Genomic DNA, 20,030 nt, shown 5'->3' on the forward strand with positions numbered 1-20,030 from the left:
CGACGAAAACGCGTTGCGGCGGTGTGTTGCAAAGAATGGCAGAAGTCACCTATCAGCAGGCTATATCGAAACCGATATAAATCAAGCTTGATTTTCCTTATCTGATATTCGGTATCGACATCGCCAGTTTGCTCCCACAGGGGATTAGAGTAGGGCACGCACATCATGAGCCTGAACCCCAAGCGCTGAGCCACAGCGCCTAAGGCTGTGCCGCGCTGAACAGCGGGATCCGCCCATTGAGCGATGGGCGGTAATGCCACGTCAGCTGTTGCAGATTCACACCCTGATCGAGGATTTCTCTGACAGTCGCAGCGGCAATGCTCAGCGCCAGCGGTTGTCCCGGACACTGATGCCGGCCGCTGCCAAAGCTGAAACTGCGCCTGTCAGGACGATCCAGCAAAAATCGCTCAGGCTCCTCATTTAACAAGGGATCGCGGTTGGCCGAGGCCAGCAGCACCAGAATCACCTCGCCAGCCTCGAGCCGCACGCCATCGATCTCGCAAGTCTGTGCGACAAAACGCCGGGTGTTCTGCACCGGCGGATCAAGGCGCTGAACCTCGGTCAACAGTGCTTCCACAGAGGCGTCATGCAACTCAGGCTGACGTCGCAGCGCGATCAGTGCATTGCCGATCAGTCCCGCACTGGCCTCGAACGTCTGCGAACAGAGACCGATCAGGTTGGCAATCAGGGTTTCCTCATCGCCATCAAATCGCTGCCCGACGGCCTTGAGCAAATCGCTAGGCGGTTCGGCCAGCAACTCGATGAAGTATCCGCGCAATTGCTCCGCTGCCGCATGCGCCGCCGCCAGTTGCAGGTCATTGCTCAGCGGCGACAGGCAGGCGACGAAATCCGCGGTCAGCTCACTGATCGCCCGGCCTTGCGCCGGGGTGAAGCCGAGCAGCGCCGCGACCACGCACACCGGGCCGCGAAACATCGCCTTATATAAGCCGTCGGCGTCCGCTGTAATCAGACGCGCGGCCACTAGTGCGCGTACTTGCTCGTCATCTATCAACTGCAGTGACGGCTCGATTGCCGCACGCGGACAGCGTTGACGTTCGCCATCGTTCATCCGCATCAACTGCCCGAACACCTTGCCAGCCAGCCCCGAGGCAATCGTCTTGGGCACCGGTTCCTGCGGCGGTCGCACCCGACAATCGGCGTGCGTCAGCACTGCGCTCACCGTTCGGGCGCTGCTGGCGACCCACAGTTTCAATCCATGATCGAAGGTCAGTCCGCCCTCGGCGCGCAGTTGGGCGTAGTAGGGGTAGGGATCGGCATGCGTCGCAGCGATGATCGGGTCCATGTTTCACAGCCTTGTCGTCGGGAAAGTGATGCGAGTATCTTCAGTTCGCAGCGACGACGATTCGTCGGGGAGCGAAATATGCACGCAGAACATCTAGACGTCGGCGTATCGCAGGTGGCGGCCGCCATCGCCGAACCGGCACGCACGAAAATCCTCTGCTCGCTGATGGACGGCCACGCCCGCACCAGCACTGAATTGGCGGCCGTGGCGGAAGTCAGCGCCTCCACCGCCAGTGCACACCTGGCCAAGCTCAAGGATCTGGCACTGGTGCGCCTGCATGTGCAGGGCCGCCATCGTTATTACAGCCTCGCCGATCAACGGGTGGCGCAGGCGCTGGAAGCATTGATGGTGATCGGCCAGAACGCCGCACCGAGCTTCAAGCCGCACACCCCGGATCGCCTGCAATTCGCCCGCACTTGCTACGACCACATGGCCGGGACGCTCGCGGTGTTGCTCCACGACCGTTTGCTCGAGGCGGGGTGGCTGGTGGAAACCGACGAGCGGGTTTATCGCTTGAGCGAAAGTGGCGAGGCGCTGTTCGAAGGCTTGGGGATTGAGGTGCAGGATTTGAGTAACTTGCGTCGCAAGTTCGCCTGCCCGTGCCTGGACTGGAGCATGCGTCGGCCGCATTTGGGCGGATCGTTGGGCGCGGTGTTGTTGCAGATGGCGCTGAAACGCAAGTGGGTGACGCAGGATCTTGATAGTCGGGCGTTGGCGCTGACCGTGGCGGGGCGAAAGGAAATGGGTATGCGGTTTGGTCTTGAGTTGCCTTTAGACGCGAAGATCAAAAGATCGCAGCCTGCGGCAGCTCCTACAGGGAGTGTGCACATCTGAAAAATGTCGACTATTGCGAATTAATGTAGGAGCTGCCGCAGGCTGCGATCCTTTGATCTTGAGCTTCTGCCCGACGAGGTGCGCTTCTTGCACCTTGTAACACCGTGCTCGGACCTATACTGTATATCCACACAGTAAAGAGCCCGCGCCATGCAAATCATCGACAAGCTCAGCATTCTCGCCGACGCCGCCAAGTACGACGCCTCCTGCGCCAGCAGCGGTGCGCCCAAGCGCAGCTCCGAGGGCAAGAGCGGGTTGGGCTCGACCGATGGCATGGGGATCTGCCATAGCTATACGCCGGACGGCCGTTGCGTGTCGCTGCTGAAAATCCTCCTGACCAATTTCTGTCTCTACGACTGCCAGTACTGCGTCAACCGCCGCTCCAGCGATGTGCCGCGTGCACGTTTCACCCCCGAGGAAGTGGTCACGCTGACCCTGGATTTTTACCGGCGCAACTGCGTCAGCGGGCTGTTTCTCAGTTCGGGGATCATCCGCTCGGCGGACTACACCATGGAACAACTGGTGCGCGTGGCGAAGCTGTTGCGCGAGCAGCACGAGTTTCGCGGCTACATTCACCTCAAGACCATTCCCGAGGCCGATCCGGCATTGATCGAGGAGGCCGGGCGCTACGCCGATCGCCTCAGCGTCAATATCGAACTGCCCACCGACGCCAGCCTGCAAACCCTGGCGCCGGAGAAGCAGATCGGTTCGATCAAGCAAGCGATGAGCACCATCTACACCGGCGTGCAAACGGTGCTCAACGAACCGCGTTCGGCGAAGTTCGCCCCGGCCGGGCAAAGTACGCAAATGATCGTCGGCGCCGATGACACCGACGACAGCACGATTTTGCACAGCGCTCAGTCGCTGTATGGCAACTACCGCTTGCGGCGCGTCTACTATTCGGCCTTCAGCCCGATTCCCGATAGCCCGAAAAGCGTGCCATTGGCCGCACCACCGCTGATGCGCGAACATCGTTTGTATCAAGCCGATTTTCTCTTGCGCAGCTACGGCTACAGCGCCGATGAGTTGCTCAAGGGCCCGGGTAATCTGGCGCTGGATATCGATCCGAAACTGGCTTGGGCGCTGCAGAATCGCGAGGTGTTTCCGCTGGATCTGAACCGCGCCGAGCCGTCGCTGATCGCGCGCATTCCGGGCATCGGCCTGCGCACCACCGAGCGTCTGGTGCAATTGCGCCAGCAACGGCGCATCCGCTACGAAGACGTGGCGCGCATGCGTTGTGTGCTGGCCAAGGCCAAGCCGTTCATCATCACCAGCGACTACCACCCGCAACAGGCCGAAGTCACCAGCCAAATGCTTTACCAGCAACTGCGCGACCGGCCGCAACCGCAGCAGATGGGGTTGTGGGGATGATCAATCTCGATTGCGACGACCTGTTCGACACTTGGCGCCAGCAGGCGCGCTGGCTGCTCAGTCATGAAGTCGACCCCAGTCTGGTGAGTTGGGCGTCGGAAGGGGTGAGCGATCTGTTTGCCAGTGACGTCTCGGTACCCGAGGGGCAGGGGCCGTTTCAGGCACGCATCCCCCGCGCACTGCTCGACACCCTGGGGCAAGCCGCACGCTACCGCGGCGACCAGCGCTGGAGTCTGCTCTACGAAGTGCTGTGGCGCGTCAGTCACGGCGACCGCACGGCGATGATGGCCGGCGACAAACTCGGCAGCGAGTTGCAGCGGCGGATCAAGCAGGTGCAGCGCGAAGCCCACCATTTGCATGCGTTCGTGCGTTTCATCGAACGCCCGCAAGATCAGCCAGGCCCACAATACGTCGCGTGGCACGAACCGGCCCACGACATCCTGCACAGTGCCAGCGAGCATTTCATCGGGCGCATGGGCCGCCACCGCTGGTTGATCGCCACCCCACGTGACGGGGTTTATTACGATGGCGAACAGTTGATTCATCAGCGCCAGTGCCCGATGGAGTGGCAGCAACTGGCGCAGAACGTCGATGACCCGCACGGCGAGTTGTGGCTGACGTACTACAGCCACATCTTCAACCCGGCGCGATTGAACGAGAAGGTCATGCAAGGGCACTTGCCGGTGCGTTTCTGGAAGAATCTGCCGGAGGGCGAGTTGATCCCCGGATTGATAACTCAGGCGCGGATGGGCAAGCAGCAGAATGGTCAGGCCAGCGGGATAGCCGCGCGAGGCGGTAAGCGGATTGCGCTGAAATAGAAAATCAAAAGATCGTCCGAACGCGGCCCGAGCCTGCGGCAGCTCCTACAGGAGATCTGTGTAGGAGCTGCCGCAGGCTGCGATCTTTTGATCTTGCTTCCAATAAAAAGCCCCCATCGATCACTCGATGGGGGCTTTTGTGCATCAGCAGCCGTCAGATCAAACCTTGACGATCCAGCCCGCTGGCGCTTCGATGTCGCCGGTCTGCACGCCGGTCAGCTCTTTGTAGAGCTTCTGGGTGACCGGGCCGACTTCGGTTTCGCTGTGGAACACATGCAGGTGGTCGTTGTAGCTGATTCCGCCGATCGGGGTGATCACCGCCGCAGTACCGCAGGCGCCGGCCTCCTTGAAGTCCGACAGCTTGTCGATCAGCACGTCGCCTTCAATCACTTCCAGACCCAGACGGGTTTTCGCCAGTTCGATCAGCGACAGACGGGTGATGCCTGGCAGGACCGACGGCGAGTTCGGGGTGATGAACTTGTTGTCGTGGGTGATACCGAAGAAGTTGGCCGAACCGACTTCCTCAATCTTCTTGTGAGTCAGCGGATCCAGGTAGATGGCGTCAGCGAAGTGCGCTTTCTTGGCCTGGGAGCCCGGCATCAGGCTGGCGGCGTAGTTGCCACCGACCTTGGCCGCACCGGTGCCCTGTGGGGCGGCGCGGTCGAAGCTGGAGATCTGGAAATTGTGCGGAGTCAGGCCGCCCTTGAAGTAGGCGCCGACCGGAATCGCGAATACCGAGAAGATGAACTCCGGCGCGGTACGCACGCCGATGTTGTCACCCACGCCGATCACGAACGGACGCAGGTACAGCGCGCCGCCGGTGCCGTATGGCGGGATGAAGCGCTCGTTGGCGCGAACCACTTCCTTGCACGCTTCAATGAACTGCTCGGTCGACACGTGCGGCATCAGCAGGCGGGCGCAGCTGCGTTGCATGCGAGCGGCGTTCTGGTCGGGACGGAACAGGTTGATCGAGCCGTCCTTGCAACGATAAGCCTTCAGGCCTTCGAAGCACTGCTGGCCATAGTGAAGAGCAGTCGAGCCTTCGCTGATGTGCAGCACGTTGTCTTCGGTCAGGGTGCCTTTGTCCCACTCGCCATTGCGAAAGTACGACAGATAGCGTTTGTCGGTCTTGATGTAGTCAAAACCCAGCTTGTCCCAATTGATGCTCTCGTTACCCATGACACCCTCTATCACTGAACAACCGTCGAAACGGTTCAAGGCTTCTGACGTTTTTTTGGATGGGCACAACAATACTTCATTCTTGCGCGGTTTCGCAGCCCGGACTATCGGATGACAGGCAGATAAATCGAGTCGGCCTCAAGAATTCGCGAGCAAGCCCGCTCCCACAGGGGGAATGCATTTTCCTGAAGAAGCCGCTCCCACATTTTGGAATGCATTTCCCTGTGGGAGCGGGCTTGCTCGCGAAGAGGCCATCACTGCCACCGTCCATCACAGATGCAACGCATGCCCCAAAGCACGCAACGCCGCTTCCTGCACCGCTTCACCCAAGGTCGGATGCGCATGAATGGTGCCGCCGATGTCTTCCAGACGCGCACCCATTTCCAGGCTTTGCGCAAACGCGGTCGACAACTCGGAAACCCCGACACCCACCGCCTGCCAGCCGACAATCACATGATTGTCACGACGTGCGACCACGCGCACGAAGCCGCTTTTCGATTCCAGGGTCATCGCCCGGCCGTTGGCGGCGAACGGGAAGCTGGAAACGATGCAGTCCAGCCCGGCAGCCTTGGCCTCGTCCGGGGTCTGGCCGACCACCACCAGTTCCGGGTCGGTGAAGCACACGGCGGCGATGGCGGTCGGGTTGAATTCGCGGGATTTGCCGCTGATCAGTTCAGCGACCATTTCGCCTTGAGCCATGGCGCGGTGCGCGAGCATCGGTTCGCCGCTCAGGTCGCCGATGGCGTAGACGTTGCGCATGCTGGTCTGGCAGCGGCTGTCGATCTTGATCGCCGAGCCGTTCATGTCCAGATTCAGTGCTTCGAGGTTCCAGCCCTGCGTATTCGGCTTGCGACCGACCGCCACCAGCACCTGATCGGTTTCCAGATTGAGGGTGTCGCCGTTCGGGTCACGCACCTGCAACGTGCCATCGAAACCCAGCACACTGTGCTTGAGATAGAGCTTCACGCCCAGTTGCTTCAGCGCTTCGTGCACCGGCTGGGTCAACTCGGCATCGTAGGCTGGCAGGATACGATCCTGCGCCTCGACCACACTGACCTCGGCGCCGAGCTTGCGGTAAGCAATGCCCAGTTCCAGACCGATATAACCGCCGCCCACCACCACCATGCGTTTCGGCACGGACTTCGGCGCCAGCGCTTCGGTGGAGGAAATGATCGGCCCGCCGATCGGCAGGATCGGCAGGTTGACGCTGGTCGAACCGGTGGCCAGCACCAGATGTTCGCACTGGATGCGCGTATCGCCGACTTCCACGGTTTTGCCGTCGATGACTTTGGCCCAACCATGGATGACCTGAACCTTGTGCTTTTTCAGCAGCGCGGCGACGCCGGTGGTCAGGCGATCGACGATGCCGTCCTTCCACTCGACGCTTTTGCTGATGTCGAGGGTTGGCGCCGAGACGCTGATACCCAGCGCAGAATGCTGACTGTGATGTTGTGTCTGGTGAAACTGCTCAGCCACATGAATCAACGCTTTGGACGGAATGCAGCCGATATTCAGGCAAGTGCCACCGAGCGATTGGCCTTCGACCAGAATGGTCGAAATGCCCAGTTGCCCGGCGCGGATCGCCGTGACATAACCGCCGGGGCCGCCGCCGATGATCAGCAGCGTAGTGTTCAGAGATTGCATGCGAGCCTTACTCCACAAACAAAGTGGCAGGTTGTTCGATCAAGCCACGAATGGCCTGGATGAAGAGCGCCGCGTCCATGCCGTCGACCACGCGGTGATCGAAGGAGCTGGAGAGGTTCATCATCTTGCGGATCACCACCTGGCCTTTGACGACCATTGGCCGTTCGACGATTTTGTTCACGCCGACGATTGCCACTTCCGGCAGGTTCAGCACCGGCGTGCTGACGATGCCGCCCAACGCACCGAGGCTGGTCAGGGTGATGGTCGAGCCGGACAGTTCATCGCGGCTGGCCTTGCCATTGCGCGCGGCGTTGGCCAGACGCGAGATTTCCGCGGCGCTGTCCCACAGGCTGCGCGCCTCGGCGTGACGCACCACCGGCACCATCAGGCCCACATCGCTTTGGGTGGCGACGCCGACATGCACCGCGCCGAGGCGGGTGATGACCTGGGCTTCGTCATCGTAACGGGCGTTCATCTGCGGGAAGTCGCGCAGGGCCACGACCAGTGCGCGGACGAGGAACGGCAGCAAGGTCAACTTGCCCCGGCTGGCACCGTGTTTTTCATTCAGATGCGCGCGCAGTTCTTCAATCGCAGTGACGTCGATTTCCTCGACGTAGCTGAAGTGTGCGGCACGCTGGGTGGCGTCCTGCATGCGCTGGGCAATCTTGCGGCGCATGCCGATCACTTGAATCTGTTCTTCATCGTTGCGCTGGGCGTAAGCGGCGGCTGCCGGTGCCGAAGCGTTCGATTGACCTTGCGCCAGATAGGCGTCGAGGTCTTCGTGCAGCACGCGACCGGCGGGGCCGGTGCCGCGTACCAGACGCAATTGAATGCCCAGATCCAGCGCATGTTTGCGCACGGCCGGCGAAGCCAGCGGACGTTCATCAGCCTCGCGGGCAACCATCGGGCCTTGGCAAACCGGTGCGGAACGCGGTGCAGCAGCGGCGGCAGGTTTGCTCTCGACTGCGGCTTCAACTTTCGGCGCAGCAGGCGGCTCTTGCGCAGCAACCGGTGCTGGCGCGGCGGACTCTTTCAGGTTCCCGGCGCCTTCAACTTCAATGCTGATCAGCACACTGCCGACCGCCATCACTTCACCCGGCTGACCGCCGAGCGCAATCACCTTGCCGTGGACCGGCGACGGAATATCGACCATGGCCTTGTCGGTCATGACATCGGCCAGCACCTGGTCTTCGACGACCAGGTCACCGACCTTGACGTGCCACTGCGACAGTTCTACTTCTGCGATGCCTTCGCCGATGTCCGGCATCTTGATAACGTGCGTGCCCATTCAGACCTCCATGACCCGTTTCAACGCCGCGCCCACTCGGGACGGCCCTGGGAAATACGCCCACTCTTGCGCGTGCGGGTAGGGGGTGTCCCAACCGGTGACGCGTTCGATCGGCGCTTCCAGGTGATGGAAGCAGTGCTCTTGCACCAGCGACACCAGCTCGGCGCCGAAACCGCAGGTACGGGTAGCTTCGTGCACCACCACGCAGCGACCGGTTTTCTTCACCGACTTGACGATGGTTTCCAGATCCAGCGGCCACAAACTGCGCAGGTCGATGACTTCGGCGTCAACGCCACTTTCTTCAGCAGCAACTTGCGAGACGTACACGGTGGTGCCGTAGGTCAGCACGGTCACGTCCTTGCCCGGACGAGTGATCGCGGCGACGTCCAGCGGCACGGTGTAGTAACCGTCCGGCACCTGGGCTTGCGGGTGTTTCGACCACGGAGTTATCGGACGGTCGTGGTGGCCGTCGAACGGGCCGTTGTACAGGCGTTTCGGCTCAAGGAAGATCACCGGGTCATCGTTTTCGATGGAGGCGATCAGCAGGCCTTTGGCATCGTACGGGTTGGAGGGCATCACGGTGCGCAGGCCGCAGACCTGGGTGAACATCGCCTCGATGCTCTGGCTGTGGGTCTGACCGCCGTAGATCCCGCCGCCGCAGGGCATGCGCAGGGTCATCGGCGCGGTGAACTCGCCGGCCGAGCGATACCGCAGGCGCGCCGCTTCGGAAATGATCTGGTCGGAAGCCGGGTAGACATAGTCGGCGAACTGGATCTCGGCCACCGGGCGCAAACCGTAGGCGCCCATGCCCACCGCCACGCCGACGATGCCGCTTTCGGAGATCGGCGCGTCGAATACCCGCGAGGTGCCGTACTTGGTCTGCAGGCCTTCGGTGCAACGGAACACGCCGCCGAAGTAGCCGACGTCCTGCCCGAACACCACCACATTGTCGTCACGCTCAAGCATCACATCCATGGCCGAGCGCAGGGCCTGGATCATGGTCATGGTGGTCGTGGTCATGGCGGTTTCCAACTGAATATTGTTGTTGTGATCGTTCATGTCAGATCCCCAACTGCTGACGCTGGCGCTTCAAGTGCTCCGGCATCTCTTTGTAGACGTCTTCGAACATGGTCGCGGCGCTTGGAATCTGCCCGCCGGCGAGGGTGCCGTACTGTTCGGCCTGTTTCTGCGCGGCAATCACTTCGGCTTCGAGCTCGGCGCTGACGGCGGCGTGCTCTTCTTCCGACCAGTGGCCGACCTTGATCAGGTGCTGCTTCAGGCGGGCAATCGGGTCACCCAGCGGGAAGTGGCTCCAGTCATCGGCAGGACGGTATTTCGACGGATCGTCGGAGGTCGAGTGCGGGCCGGCGCGGTAGGTGACCCATTCGATCATGGTCGGGCCGAGGTTGCGCCGGGCACGTTCGGCAGCCCAGGCGGAAGCGGCGTAGACCGCGTAGAAATCGTTGCCATCGACCCGCAGCGAGGCGATGCCGCAACCGACGCCGCGTCCGGCGAAAGTGGTGGCTTCACCGCCGGCGATGGCCTGGAAGGTCGAGATCGCCCATTGGTTGTTGACCACGTTGAGGATCACCGGCGCACGGTAAACATGAGCGAAGGTGAGGGCGGTGTGGAAGTCCGATTCGGCGGTCGCGCCGTCACCGATCCAGGCCGAGGCGATTTTCGTGTCGCCCTTGATCGCCGAGGCCATGCCCCAGCCGACGGCCTGAATGAATTGGGTGGCGAGGTTGCCGGAGATGGTGAAGAAACCGGCGTCCTTGACCGAGTACATGATCGGCAACTGCCGGCCCTTGAGCGGATCGCGCTCGTTGGACAGCAACTGGCAGATCAGGTCGACCAGCGGCACTTCGCGGGCCATCAGAATGCTTTGCTGGCGGTAGGTCGGGAAGCACATGTCGTCGATGTTCAAGGCCAGGGCCTGCGCACTGCCGATGGCTTCTTCGCCAAGGCTTTGCATATAGAACGACATTTTTTTCTGACGCTGGGCGACCACCATGCGGTTGTCGTAGATCCGCGTCTTGAGCATGGCGCGCATGCCCTTGCGCAGGATCTCGACCGGCACGTTTTCAGCCCAGGGGCCGAGGGCGTTGCCCTGATCGTCGAGCACCCGGATCAGCCCACGCGCCAAGTCGGCGGTGTCGGCAGGTTCGACGTCGATGGAAGGTTTGCGCACCGTGCCGGCATCGGTCAGATGCAGGTAGGAAAAGTCGGTTTTGCAGCCTGGGCGGCCCGAGGGTTCAGGGACGTGCAGACGCAGCGGTTCATACGCTTGGGTCATGGCTTCTACGCTCGATCTTGTGAATTTCTTGTAGTGAGCTGGCAATCATTCTTGGGTGAAAGAAATCTTGTCCTACAACAATCATAGGCCCGGGCCAGAAGAATATTTCTCTCTGTTTCGTTGCGCTGGAGACGATTTGCAGATAGAAATTCTGCATAAACATAAAAAACAGGTGGTTTTGTCTCATGCGCAAACTGGACCGTACCGACATCGGCATTCTCAACAGCCTTCAGGAGAATGCGCGCATCACCAACGCCGACCTCGCGCGCTCGGTGAATCTGTCGCCGACGCCGTGTTTCAACCGGGTCAAGGCGATGGAGGAATTAGGCCTGATTCGCGAGCAGGTGACGCTGCTGGATGCCGACCTGTTGGGCCTGCACGTGAACGTGTTCATTCACGTCAGCCTGGAGAAACAGGTCGAGGAGGCTTTGCAGCATTTCGAAGAGGCAATTTCCGACCGCCCCGAGGTGATGGAGTGCTACCTGATGGCCGGCGACCCGGACTATCTGATCCGGGTGCTGGTGCCGACGATTCAGGCGCTGGAGCGGTTCATGATGGACTTTCTGACCAAGGTGCCGGGGGTGGCGAATATCCGCTCGAGTTTTGCGCTGAAGCAGGTGCGGTACAAGACGGCGTTGCCGTTGCCGGCGAATGGTTTGACCCTCGGGACTTGAAGATCAAAAGATCGCAGCCTTCGGCAGCTCCTACACAGAGCACGCATAAACCGTGTTTCTGTAGGAGCTGCCGCAGGCTGCGATCTTTTGCTTTTAGAGCTTATTGATCGGCACCTTCAGGTAAACCACACCATTGTCCTCGGCCGCCGGAAAATTCCCCGCCCGCACATTCACCTGAATCGCCGGCAGCAACAGCGTCGGCATGCCCAGCCCGGCATCGCGTTTGGTGCGCATCGCGACAAACGCCGCTTCATCAATCCCGTCATGCACATGAATATTGCTTTTGCGCTGCTCACCGACGGTGGTTTGGCACTGCGACTCGCGGCCTTCGGGCGGGTAGTCGTGGCAGACGTAGAGTTTCACGCTGGCGGGGAAGGCCAGCAGTTTGTGGATCGAGTTGAACAGTTGATGCGCGTTGCCACCGGGGAAGTCGCAGCGGGCGGTGCCGACGTCGGGCATGAACAGCGTGTCGCCGACCAGAATCTGTTCGCCATCGATCAGGTAGGCCATGTCCGCCGGGGTGTGGCCGGGCACGTGCAGGGCGGTGGCTTTGAGGTTGCCTATCATGAATGACTCGTTCGGTGCGAACAGGTGATCGAACTGCGAGCCATCGACGCAGAATTCCGGTTCCAGGTTGAACAGCGCCTTGAACACGTTCTGCACCTTGCTGATCGACTGGCCGATGGCGATCTTGCCGCCCAGTTCGCGGCGCAGGTACGGCGCGGCGGACAGGTGATCGGCGTGGGCATGGGTTTCCAGTAGCCATTGCACCTGCAAACGGTGTTCACGGACGAAGGCGATGAGCTTGTCGGCCTGCACGGTACCGGTGCGACCGGCAGCGCCGTCGTAATCGAGGACCGGATCGACGATTGCACACTGCCCGCCATCGGCTTCATAGACCACGTAGCTGTAGGTCGAGGAGGCGGGGTCAAGGAAAGCTTCAATCTGCGCGGGCATGGACACCAACCTGAACCAGGGAAATGGGTTGCAACACTTTATCTAAAAACATAATGTTCGCAGCTTAAGTGACGTTGAAGGCATCGTGCAAATGCAATCCAGTCTGACCGAATGTGAAGTCGCCCAGTTGCGGGCGTCCGCCTCCAAGGCCTGCGCGCTGCTCAAGGCGTTGGCCAATGAGGATCGTCTGTTGATCCTGTGCCAGCTGACTCAAGGCGAGCGCAATGTCGGCGAACTGGAAAAAATGACCGGCGTGCGCCAACCGACCCTCTCCCAGCAACTGGGCATCCTGCGCGATGAAGGCCTGGTGGCGACGCGCCGCGAAGGCAAATACATCTTTTACGGTCTGGCCAGCCCTGAAGTGATTCAGGTGATGAAGACGCTGTCCGGGCTGTATTGCGGGGCGGTGCTGAAAAGTCTAGGCCATCAATAAATGTCAGCCACCACACAATCCCTGTAGGAGTGAGCCTGCTCGCGATAGCGGTGTATCAGCCAACATCTTCATAGACTGACATACCGCTATCGCGAGCAGGCTCACTCCTACAATGGATTTGTGGGATGGCCAAGAAATCCTTGCATGCAGCAATAAGGAACAAGCAATGAACGATCAACACTGGGGCCCATCCATCAGTGCCGATATCGTGGTCATCGGCGGCGGCACCGCCGGCATCGGCTTCGTCGCCAGTCTGCTCAAGCGTGATCCCACTCTAAAAGTCACCGTGATCGAGCCAAGCGCCCAGCACTACTACCAACCGGCGTGGACGCTGGTTGGCGGTGGCGCCTACGACATCAAAGACACCGTCCGCCCGATGAGCAAAGTGATGCCGCGTCAGGCCACCTGGATTCAGGCGGCGGTGACTGGCATCGATCCCGATCAGCGCCAGTTGACCCTCAACGATCAGCGCACCGTCACTTACCAGAACCTGATCGTCTGCCCCGGCCTGCGTCTGGCCTGGGAGAAGATCGAAGGCCTGCAGGAAAGCCTCGGCCAGCACGGCGTGACCTCCAACTACAGCTATCAGCACTCGCAGTACACCTGGGATCAAGTGCAGAAACTGCGTGGCGGCAAGGCGTTGTTCACCCAGCCGGCGATGCCGATCAAATGCGCCGGCGCGCCGCAGAAGGCGTTATACCTGTCGTGCGATCACTGGCGTAAAACCGGCGTCCTGAACAAGGTCGAGGTTGAATTCAACCTGGCCGGCGCCGCGTTGTTCGGCGTCGCGACCTTCGTCCCGCCGCTGATGAAGTACATCGAAAAGTACAACGCGCAACTGGCGTTCAACTCCAACCTGGTCAAAGTCGACGGCCCGGCGAAAACCGCCTGGTTCGAGATCAAGGATGCTGACGGCAACCTCACCACACAGGCGAAAACTTTCGATCTGCTGCATGTGGTGCCGCCGCAGGTCTCGCCGGATTTCATCGCCCAGAGCCCGCTGGCCGACGCTGCTGGCTGGTGCGAAGTCAATCCGCACAGCCTGCAACATCCGCGTTACCCGGAAGTGTTCGGCCTCGGTGATATCTGCGGTACCAGCAATGCGAAAACCGCTGCCGCTGTGCGCAAGCAGGTCGTCGTAGTCGCCGAAAACCTCTTGGCCCTGCGCAAACAACAACCGCTGCCACTGAAGTACGACGGTTACGGTTCGTGCCCGCTGACGGTGGAGAAGGGCAAGGTGATCCTCGCCGAGTTTGGTTACGGCGGAAAGTTGCTGCCGACTTTCGCCCTCGATGCGACCGTGCCGCGCCGCTCGGCGTGGTTTCTCAAGGCGACGCTGCTGCCGTGGTTCTACTGGAACGGCATGCTCAAGGGCCGTGAATGGCTGACCGGTTTGTCCAAAGTCGACTGAGAACTCCCTATGTTGCTGGCAAGTCTGTTTGGCGTGTTGATGGGGCTGATTCTCGGGCTGACCGGGGCGGGCGGCGGGATTCTCGCGGTGCCGGCGCTGGTGCTGGGCCTCGGCTGGAGCATGACCCAGGCCGCGCCCGTGGCGTTGTTCGCCGTCGGTAGTGCGGCGGCAGTCGGGGCGATCGACGGTTTGCGTCATGGTCTGGTGCGTTATCGCGCGGCGCTGCTGATTGCCGCGCTCGGTGCGCTGTTTTCGCCGCTGGGCATCTATTTTGCGCACCAGTTGCCGGAGAAGATCCTGATGATCCTCTTCAGTCTGCTGATGGTCATGGTGGCCTGGCGCATGCTGCGCCGTGAGCGTGCGCAAGAGGGGCCGAGCGACCACGGCCACGCGAGCTGGGGGCAGAAAAACTGCATGCTCAACGAGCAGACCGGGCGTTTCGACTGGACCGCCAAATGCACCGCGACCCTGGCGGCATTGGGTGCGGTGACCGGTGTGGTTTCGGGCTTGCTCGGCGTTGGCGGTGGTTTCCTGATCGTGCCGGCGTTCAAACAACTGACCGATGTGCAAATGCGCGGGATCGTCGCGACGTCGCTGATGGTGATCAGCCTGATTTCGGCGATTGGCGTGATCGGCTCGTTTCATGCAGGTGTGCGGATTGATGCTCAGGGCGCGGCGTTTATCGTGGCCAGCACCGTCGGCATGATCATCGGCCGCAAACTCTGCGCCCGGGTGCCGGCGCGGACGTTGCAGGTGGGGTTTGCCAGCGTGTGTCTGGTGGTGGCGGGGTATATGTTGTTGCGTGCCTGAATGTTGGCAGATCAAAAGATCGCAGCCTTCGGCAGCTCCTACAGGAATCGCATTCCCATGTAGGAGCTGTCGAGTGAAACGAGGCTGCGATCTTTCAGGCTGTTACAACACCAAGTGCGGTAGCCACAGGGAAATGGCGGGGATGTAAGTCACCAGCATCAACACCAGGAACAGCACCGCATAGAACGGCAGCAGCGCTTTCACGGTGCTCTCGATACTGACCTTGCCCACCGCCGAACCGACAAACAGCACCGCGCCCACCGGCGGTGTTATCAGCCCGATCCCGAGGTTGACCAGCATGATCATGCCGAACTGCACCGGGTCGACACCGATGCCGAGAATCACCGGCATCAGGATCGGCGTCAGAATCAGGATCAGCGGCGCCATGTCCATCACCGTGCCGAGCAACAGCAGCATGACGTTGATGCACATCAGGATCACGTAGCGGTTGTCCGACAGGGTCAGGAACAGCGTGGTGATTTTCGCCGGAATCTGCATCAGGGTCATGATGTAGCCGAAGCTTGCGGCGAAGCCGATCAGGATCATCACAATGGAAATGGTGCGTACCGTGCGATGCATCAGCTTCGGCAGTTCACGCCACTTATAGTCGCGGTAGATGAACATGGTCACGAAGAACGACCACAACACGGCGATGGCCGCCGATTCCGTGGCGGTGAAAATCCCCGATAGGATACCGCCGAGGATGATCACCATCGCCATCAGGCCCCAGAGGGCTTCGCCGACGATTTTCAACGCCTGGCGCATCGGGATGACTTCACCCTTGGGGTAATCGCGTTTTTTCGCGAAGATCAGACACAGCACCATCAGGCAGGCGCTCATCAGCAACCCCGGCACGATGCCCGCCATGAACAGCGAGGCAATCGAAACCGTACCACCGGCGGCCAGGGAGTAGAGCACCGAGTTATGGCTTGGCGGAGTGAGCAGGGCTTGCACCGAGCCGCTGACGGTCACCGCGGTGGAGAAGTCCCGTGGATAGCCTTTGCGTTCCATTTCCGGAATCAGCACCGAACCCACCGACGCGGTGTCGGCCACCGAGGAACCGGAGATCGCGCCGAAGAAAGTCGAGGCGACGATGTTGACCAGCGACAGGCCACCGCGCACGAAGCCCACCAGCACCCCGGCACACGCCACCAAACGCCGGGACATGCCGCCCTCGGCCATGATCGCACCGGCCAGGACGAAGAACGGAATGGCAAGCAGCGAGAATTTGTTCACCCCCGACGCGACCTGGATCATCACCGCCTGGAACGGGATGTCGATCCACCATGCACCGATCAGCGCGGCGGCGCCCAGCGCATAGGCGACCGGCATGCCGATCAGGATCAACAGGATAAAACTGCCCAGCAGAATCAGAGCGTCCATTAAGCGCCACCTTCACTTTCTTCAACCAGATCGAACTGCACGACCCGCCGTTTGCTCTGGTCACCGAGCAAGAGTTTTTCCAGAACGAAAACCAGCGTCAGCAAGCCGCCCACGGGAATCGGCAGATAGGTCACGCCAACCCGCAGATCGGGCAGGGCTGCCATGAACTGGTTCCAGGTGGACATGCACAACTTGGCGCCCCAGATCGTCATGAAAATGCAGATCGCCGCCATGAGCAGTTGGGAAAAAATCGCCGCCGCGGATCTCACGTGCGGTGGCATGCGGTCGGTGAGCATGGCCACGGCCATGTGCGCACCGGCGCGGTAACTGGCGGCGGCACCGATGAAGGTGAACACCATCATCAGCAGGATCGCCGTGGGCTCGGGCCAGCTCGAACCGGTGCCCAGCACGTAGCGGGCGAACACGCCCCAGGGAATCATCAGGGAAATCGCCAGGACGGAAAGGCCGGCGACCCAGATGCACGTCATGTAGATCTTGTCGTTGATACGCAGCAGTAGATTCTTCATCGGGTTCCACCGTAACCGGGCGCGCCTGTGTCATCAGGTGCGCCGGGCCTGGTTAATGAGGACGGAGCGGGAGGCGTTACTGAACGGCTTCGATTTTTTTGATCAGGTCGGCGTACTTCGCGCCGTACTTTTCCCGCACCGGTGCGGTGGCGTCGTAGAAGGGTTTTTTGTCGACCTGGATGAACTCGACGCCAGCGGCCTTGAGTTTTTCTTCGCTGGCAGCGGACTTCTTGTCCCACAGCACGCGCTCTTCAGCCTGGGCAGCCTTGGCGGCGGTCTTGACCAGCGCCTGTTGATCCGGGGTGAGTTTTTCCCAGGTGATTTTCGACATCACAATCGGCTCTGGCAGGATCAGGTGACCGGTCAGGCTGTAGAACTTGGCGTTCTGGAAGTGGTTGTGTTCGAGCAGGGTCGGCGGGTTGTTTTCCGCGCCGTCGATCACGCCGGTCTGCAAGGCGCTGAAGATCTCCCCGGTGTCCATGGCGATACCGTTTCCGCCCATGGCGTTCATCATGTCGATGAACATCGGGTTGCCCTGCACACGAATCTTCATGCCTTTGAGGTCTTCGAGCTTGCGTACCGGCTTCTTGGTGTAGACGTTGCGTGTGCCGCCGTCCATCCAGGCCAGAGCCACGAGGCCGAATTCGGAGTTGGTGATTTTGTCGAGGATCTCGTCGCCCACCGCGCCGTCGATGACGTTACGCATGTGTTGATGGTCGCGGAAGATGAACGGCATGTTGAACACGTTCACATCCGGCACTACCGGGCCGACGATACCCAGGCTGACGCGAGACAGCTGTACCGCGCCGACTTGCATCTGCTCGATGACTTCCTTTTCCGAGCCCAGCACACCGCCGGGAAAGTATTGGAAGGTCAGCTCGCCGTTGGTTTCCCTGGTCAGGGTCTTGCCCATGTTTTCTTCGGCCACCACGGTGGGATAACCGGCGGGATGGATGTCAGCGAATTTGAGTTGCAAGGCCTGGGCGGCGCCTGTGAAGGTAAACATCAGCGGGAGTGCAGCGGCCAGCAAGGTGCGTTTGAAGTTCATGGGGGTGAGTCTCCAGTCTTGTTATTTTTGTGTTCAAGGCGCAGCGGTGCAGCAGAGGCGGGTGTTACAGGGAATCGTCGAACAGCGGTTCTTTCAGGCCTTTGACCCCGGGGTTGAGGGCGAACACGCCGCCGGCCAGGGATTGCGGATCGTGGTCGTCGCCGGGACGAATCGAGGTCACGAAGAGGGTGTCCAGGCGGCTGCCGCCGAAGGCACACATCGTCGGTTTCTTCACCGGCACTTGCAGCGAGAAATCGAGGCGGCCGTCCGGGGTAAAACGGTGAATCAGGCCGGCGTCGTTGGCGCAGATCCAGTAGCAGCCTTCGGCATCCACGGCAGCGCCATCCGGTCGGCCGGGGAAGTGGTTCATGTCAACGAAGATCCGCCGGTTCGACGGTGTGCCGGTCTCGGTGTCGTAATCGAAGGCCCAGATCAATTGCACATCCGGATGTGAATCCGACAGGTACATCGTCTTGCCGTCAGGGCTGAAGCCGAGGCCGTTGGGCACGATGAAACCGTCGAGCTGCGCTTCGATCACACCAGACTGCCCGACGCCGTAGCGGTAGAGCCGGCCTTCGGACGCGTTCAGGCCCATGTTCAGCACCATGCTGCCAGCCCAGAAACGGCCCTGGCGGTCGCAGCGACCATCGTTGAGGCGCATGTCTGCTCGGCTGTGCTCGACGGTGGCGAGCAATTCGCTGTCGAGGCTGCCTTCGCTGTGCGGGTGCAGATGAAAAAAGCCGCTCTCCATGCCGGCAACCCAGCCGCCACCGCTGCGACGGGCGATACAAGCGAGCATTTGCGGGGTTTTCCAGGCATGCACATGGCCGGTGTCAGCGTTCCAGCGTTGCAGTCCGCCGTTGGGAATATCGACCCAATACAGCGCGTTTTCCTGCGGCACCCAGACCGGGCTTTCGCCCACGGCGTTGCGAGCATCGACGATCAATTCGGCTTGCATACTCATTCCTTTGCGTCGTTGGCAGAGTGTTCAGTCGCCGAAGGGGCCGGCCGCGACGAATGCGCCGCCCTGATAGATCCGCGCCGGGTCATCGGCGGCGGGCATAGGCTGCGCTTCGACTTTTTCGCGGAACACTTCGGAGCTGTCCCTGGCTTCAAAACCGAGGTGGCTGGCGAAGCGGTTGTCCCACCAGACGTCCTTGTTGGCGGACATGCCGTAGACCACGGTATGGCCAACGTTTGGTGTGTACAGCGCGCGCTCGAGCAAGTGCGTGAGGTCGTCGAAACTCAGCCAGGTGTGCATCATTCGGCGGTTCTGCGGCTCGGGAAATGAAGAGCCGATGCGGATGCTGACGGTCTCGATGCCGTAGCGATCGAAGTAGAAACTGGCCATATCTTCGCCGTAGGACTTGGACAATCCGTAGTAGCCGTCGGGGCGGCGGGCACAGCTGGCGTCGAGCGGCTCGTCCTGTTTGTAAAAACCGATGACGTGGTTGGAACTGGCGAAGATCACGCGCTTCACACCATGGCGGCGAGCAGCTTCGTAGATGTGAAAGACACCGCAGATGTTGGCGCCGAGGATTTCTTCGAAGGGCCGCTCCACAGAGACACCGCCGAAATGCAGGATTGCGTCGACGCCTTCGACCAGTTGGTGCACGGCGTGTTTGTCGGCCAGATCGCAGGGGACGATTTCTTCGCGATCATCAACGGCTGGGGCGAGGGCGGCGATATCTGACAGTCGCAGGACACGGGCATAAGGGCGCATGCGTTCGCGCAGGACTTTGCCCAGGCCACCGGCAGCGCCGGTCAGCAGCAGACGGTTGAACGGGGCGCGGGGAGTAGAGGTAGACGTCATGGCAATCCCTTACACGTTGTTATTAGGTTTGTTGTAGGTTGTCGTATGACTGCGTTGAAGTATCGGTAGGGTTTCCGGAACTTGTCAACGCGACTTTTGGTGTAAATGACGGAAGGGCCAGCCAGTTCAGCCTTCGACCACCAAAATTGCCTTTCTGGTAATGCAACTCCCCCTGTGGGAGCGGGCTTGCTCGCGAAAGCGGTGTGTCATTGAAAGATGAATTGACTGACCCGACGCATTC

19 protein-coding genes are annotated in these 20,030 nt (G+C 60.8%); 7 read left to right on the forward strand and 12 right to left on the reverse strand.

Translation table 11 applies throughout. From position 1 onward, the window contains the following. Positions 1-199 precede the first annotated feature (199 nt). Positions 200-1,303 (reverse strand): cytochrome P450, encoded by a 1,104-nt coding sequence (locus tag ACS4NR_RS05385; protein WP_456019298.1) that lies wholly within the window; start codon positions 1,301-1,303, stop codon positions 200-202. A gap of 78 nt (positions 1,304-1,381) precedes the next feature. Between ACS4NR_RS05385 and ACS4NR_RS05390 the strand changes: the two genes are divergently transcribed. The 3 genes from ACS4NR_RS05390 (at position 1,382) to ACS4NR_RS05400 (ending at position 4,326) form a co-directional block, all read left to right on the forward strand. Continuing rightward, the gene (locus ACS4NR_RS05390) at positions 1,382-2,137 is read left to right on the forward strand and encodes an ArsR/SmtB family transcription factor (RefSeq protein ID WP_456019299.1); all 756 of its coding nucleotides are present in this window, start codon (positions 1,382-1,384) and stop codon (positions 2,135-2,137) included. Between the two features lie 150 nt (positions 2,138-2,287). After that, entirely contained in the window at positions 2,288-3,508 is a 1,221-nt protein-coding gene (locus ACS4NR_RS05395) for a putative DNA modification/repair radical SAM protein (protein WP_456019300.1), read from the forward strand. Then, positions 3,505-4,326 (forward strand): TIGR03915 family putative DNA repair protein, encoded by an 822-nt coding sequence (locus ACS4NR_RS05400; protein ID WP_456019301.1) that lies wholly within the window; start codon positions 3,505-3,507, stop codon positions 4,324-4,326. Before ACS4NR_RS05395 ends, ACS4NR_RS05400 begins: the two co-directional genes overlap by 4 nt. 159 nt (positions 4,327-4,485) lie before the next feature. Here the strand turns inward: ACS4NR_RS05400 and ACS4NR_RS05405 are convergent, their stop codons facing one another. From ACS4NR_RS05405 to ACS4NR_RS05425, 5 genes are all read right to left on the reverse strand, one after another. Further along, positions 4,486-5,505, reverse strand: coding sequence for a branched-chain amino acid aminotransferase (locus ACS4NR_RS05405; protein ID WP_027613221.1), 1,020 nt, complete (start codon positions 5,503-5,505; stop codon positions 4,486-4,488). Positions 5,506-5,775: 270 nt separating this feature from the next. Further along, on the reverse strand, positions 5,776-7,149 hold the full coding sequence (lpdA, locus tag ACS4NR_RS05410; protein WP_456019302.1) for a dihydrolipoyl dehydrogenase: 1,374 nt from the start codon (positions 7,147-7,149) through the stop codon (positions 5,776-5,778). A gap of 7 nt (positions 7,150-7,156) precedes the next feature. Continuing rightward, positions 7,157-8,437, reverse strand: a complete 1,281-nt coding sequence (locus ACS4NR_RS05415; RefSeq protein ID WP_456019303.1) for a dihydrolipoamide acetyltransferase family protein — start codon at positions 8,435-8,437, stop codon at positions 7,157-7,159. Then, a complete protein-coding gene (locus ACS4NR_RS05420; RefSeq protein ID WP_456019304.1) occupies positions 8,438-9,496 on the reverse strand; it encodes an alpha-ketoacid dehydrogenase subunit beta in 1,059 nt (352 codons plus the stop codon). Position 9,497: 1 nt separating this feature from the next. Continuing rightward, positions 9,498-10,733, reverse strand: a complete 1,236-nt coding sequence (locus ACS4NR_RS05425; protein ID WP_003224001.1) for a 3-methyl-2-oxobutanoate dehydrogenase (2-methylpropanoyl-transferring) subunit alpha — start codon at positions 10,731-10,733, stop codon at positions 9,498-9,500. Between the two features lie 185 nt (positions 10,734-10,918). Here ACS4NR_RS05425 and bkdR point away from each other — a divergent pair, with 185 nt between their 5' ends. Then, positions 10,919-11,407, forward strand: coding sequence for a Bkd operon transcriptional regulator BkdR (gene bkdR / locus ACS4NR_RS05430; RefSeq protein ID WP_007965286.1), 489 nt, complete (start codon positions 10,919-10,921; stop codon positions 11,405-11,407). Positions 11,408-11,500: 93 nt separating this feature from the next. Here the strand turns inward: bkdR and ACS4NR_RS05435 are convergent, their stop codons facing one another. After that, entirely contained in the window at positions 11,501-12,364 is an 864-nt protein-coding gene (locus ACS4NR_RS05435) for an MBL fold metallo-hydrolase (protein ID WP_456019305.1), read from the reverse strand. Positions 12,365-12,455: 91 nt separating this feature from the next. On the opposite strand from ACS4NR_RS05435, the gene ACS4NR_RS05440 reads away from it, so the two are divergent. The 3 genes from ACS4NR_RS05440 (at position 12,456) to ACS4NR_RS05450 (ending at position 15,018) form a co-directional block, all read left to right on the forward strand. Beyond that, a complete protein-coding gene (locus ACS4NR_RS05440; RefSeq protein ID WP_007965280.1) occupies positions 12,456-12,797 on the forward strand; it encodes an ArsR/SmtB family transcription factor in 342 nt (113 codons plus the stop codon). A 166-nt stretch (positions 12,798-12,963) separates the two neighbouring features. Further along, positions 12,964-14,208 (forward strand): FAD-dependent oxidoreductase, encoded by a 1,245-nt coding sequence (locus ACS4NR_RS05445; RefSeq protein WP_456019306.1) that lies wholly within the window; start codon positions 12,964-12,966, stop codon positions 14,206-14,208. A gap of 9 nt (positions 14,209-14,217) precedes the next feature. Continuing rightward, positions 14,218-15,018, forward strand: a complete 801-nt coding sequence (locus tag ACS4NR_RS05450; protein ID WP_456019308.1) for a sulfite exporter TauE/SafE family protein — start codon at positions 14,218-14,220, stop codon at positions 15,016-15,018. Between the two features lie 102 nt (positions 15,019-15,120). Here the strand turns inward: ACS4NR_RS05450 and ACS4NR_RS05455 are convergent, their stop codons facing one another. The 5 genes from ACS4NR_RS05455 to ACS4NR_RS05475 form a co-directional block, all read right to left on the reverse strand. Beyond that, positions 15,121-16,401: a TRAP transporter large permease gene (locus tag ACS4NR_RS05455; protein ID WP_027613212.1), complete on the reverse strand. Its 1,281-nt coding sequence runs from the start codon at positions 16,399-16,401 to the stop codon at positions 15,121-15,123. Continuing rightward, positions 16,401-16,928, reverse strand: a complete 528-nt coding sequence (locus ACS4NR_RS05460; RefSeq protein WP_047601543.1) for a TRAP transporter small permease — start codon at positions 16,926-16,928, stop codon at positions 16,401-16,403. Before ACS4NR_RS05460 ends, ACS4NR_RS05455 begins: the two co-directional genes overlap by 1 nt. A 76-nt stretch (positions 16,929-17,004) precedes the next feature. Continuing rightward, positions 17,005-17,976, reverse strand: a complete 972-nt coding sequence (locus ACS4NR_RS05465) for a TRAP transporter substrate-binding protein (RefSeq protein ID WP_123588209.1) — start codon at positions 17,974-17,976, stop codon at positions 17,005-17,007. Positions 17,977-18,040: 64 nt separating this feature from the next. After that, a complete protein-coding gene (locus tag ACS4NR_RS05470; protein ID WP_456019309.1) occupies positions 18,041-18,934 on the reverse strand; it encodes an SMP-30/gluconolactonase/LRE family protein in 894 nt (297 codons plus the stop codon). Between the two features lie 30 nt (positions 18,935-18,964). Then, positions 18,965-19,789 (reverse strand): NAD-dependent epimerase/dehydratase family protein, encoded by an 825-nt coding sequence (locus ACS4NR_RS05475; protein ID WP_456019310.1) that lies wholly within the window; start codon positions 19,787-19,789, stop codon positions 18,965-18,967. Between the last annotated feature and the right edge of the window lie 241 nt (positions 19,790-20,030).

Source organism: Pseudomonas sp. JQ36, from assembly GCF_053851495.1.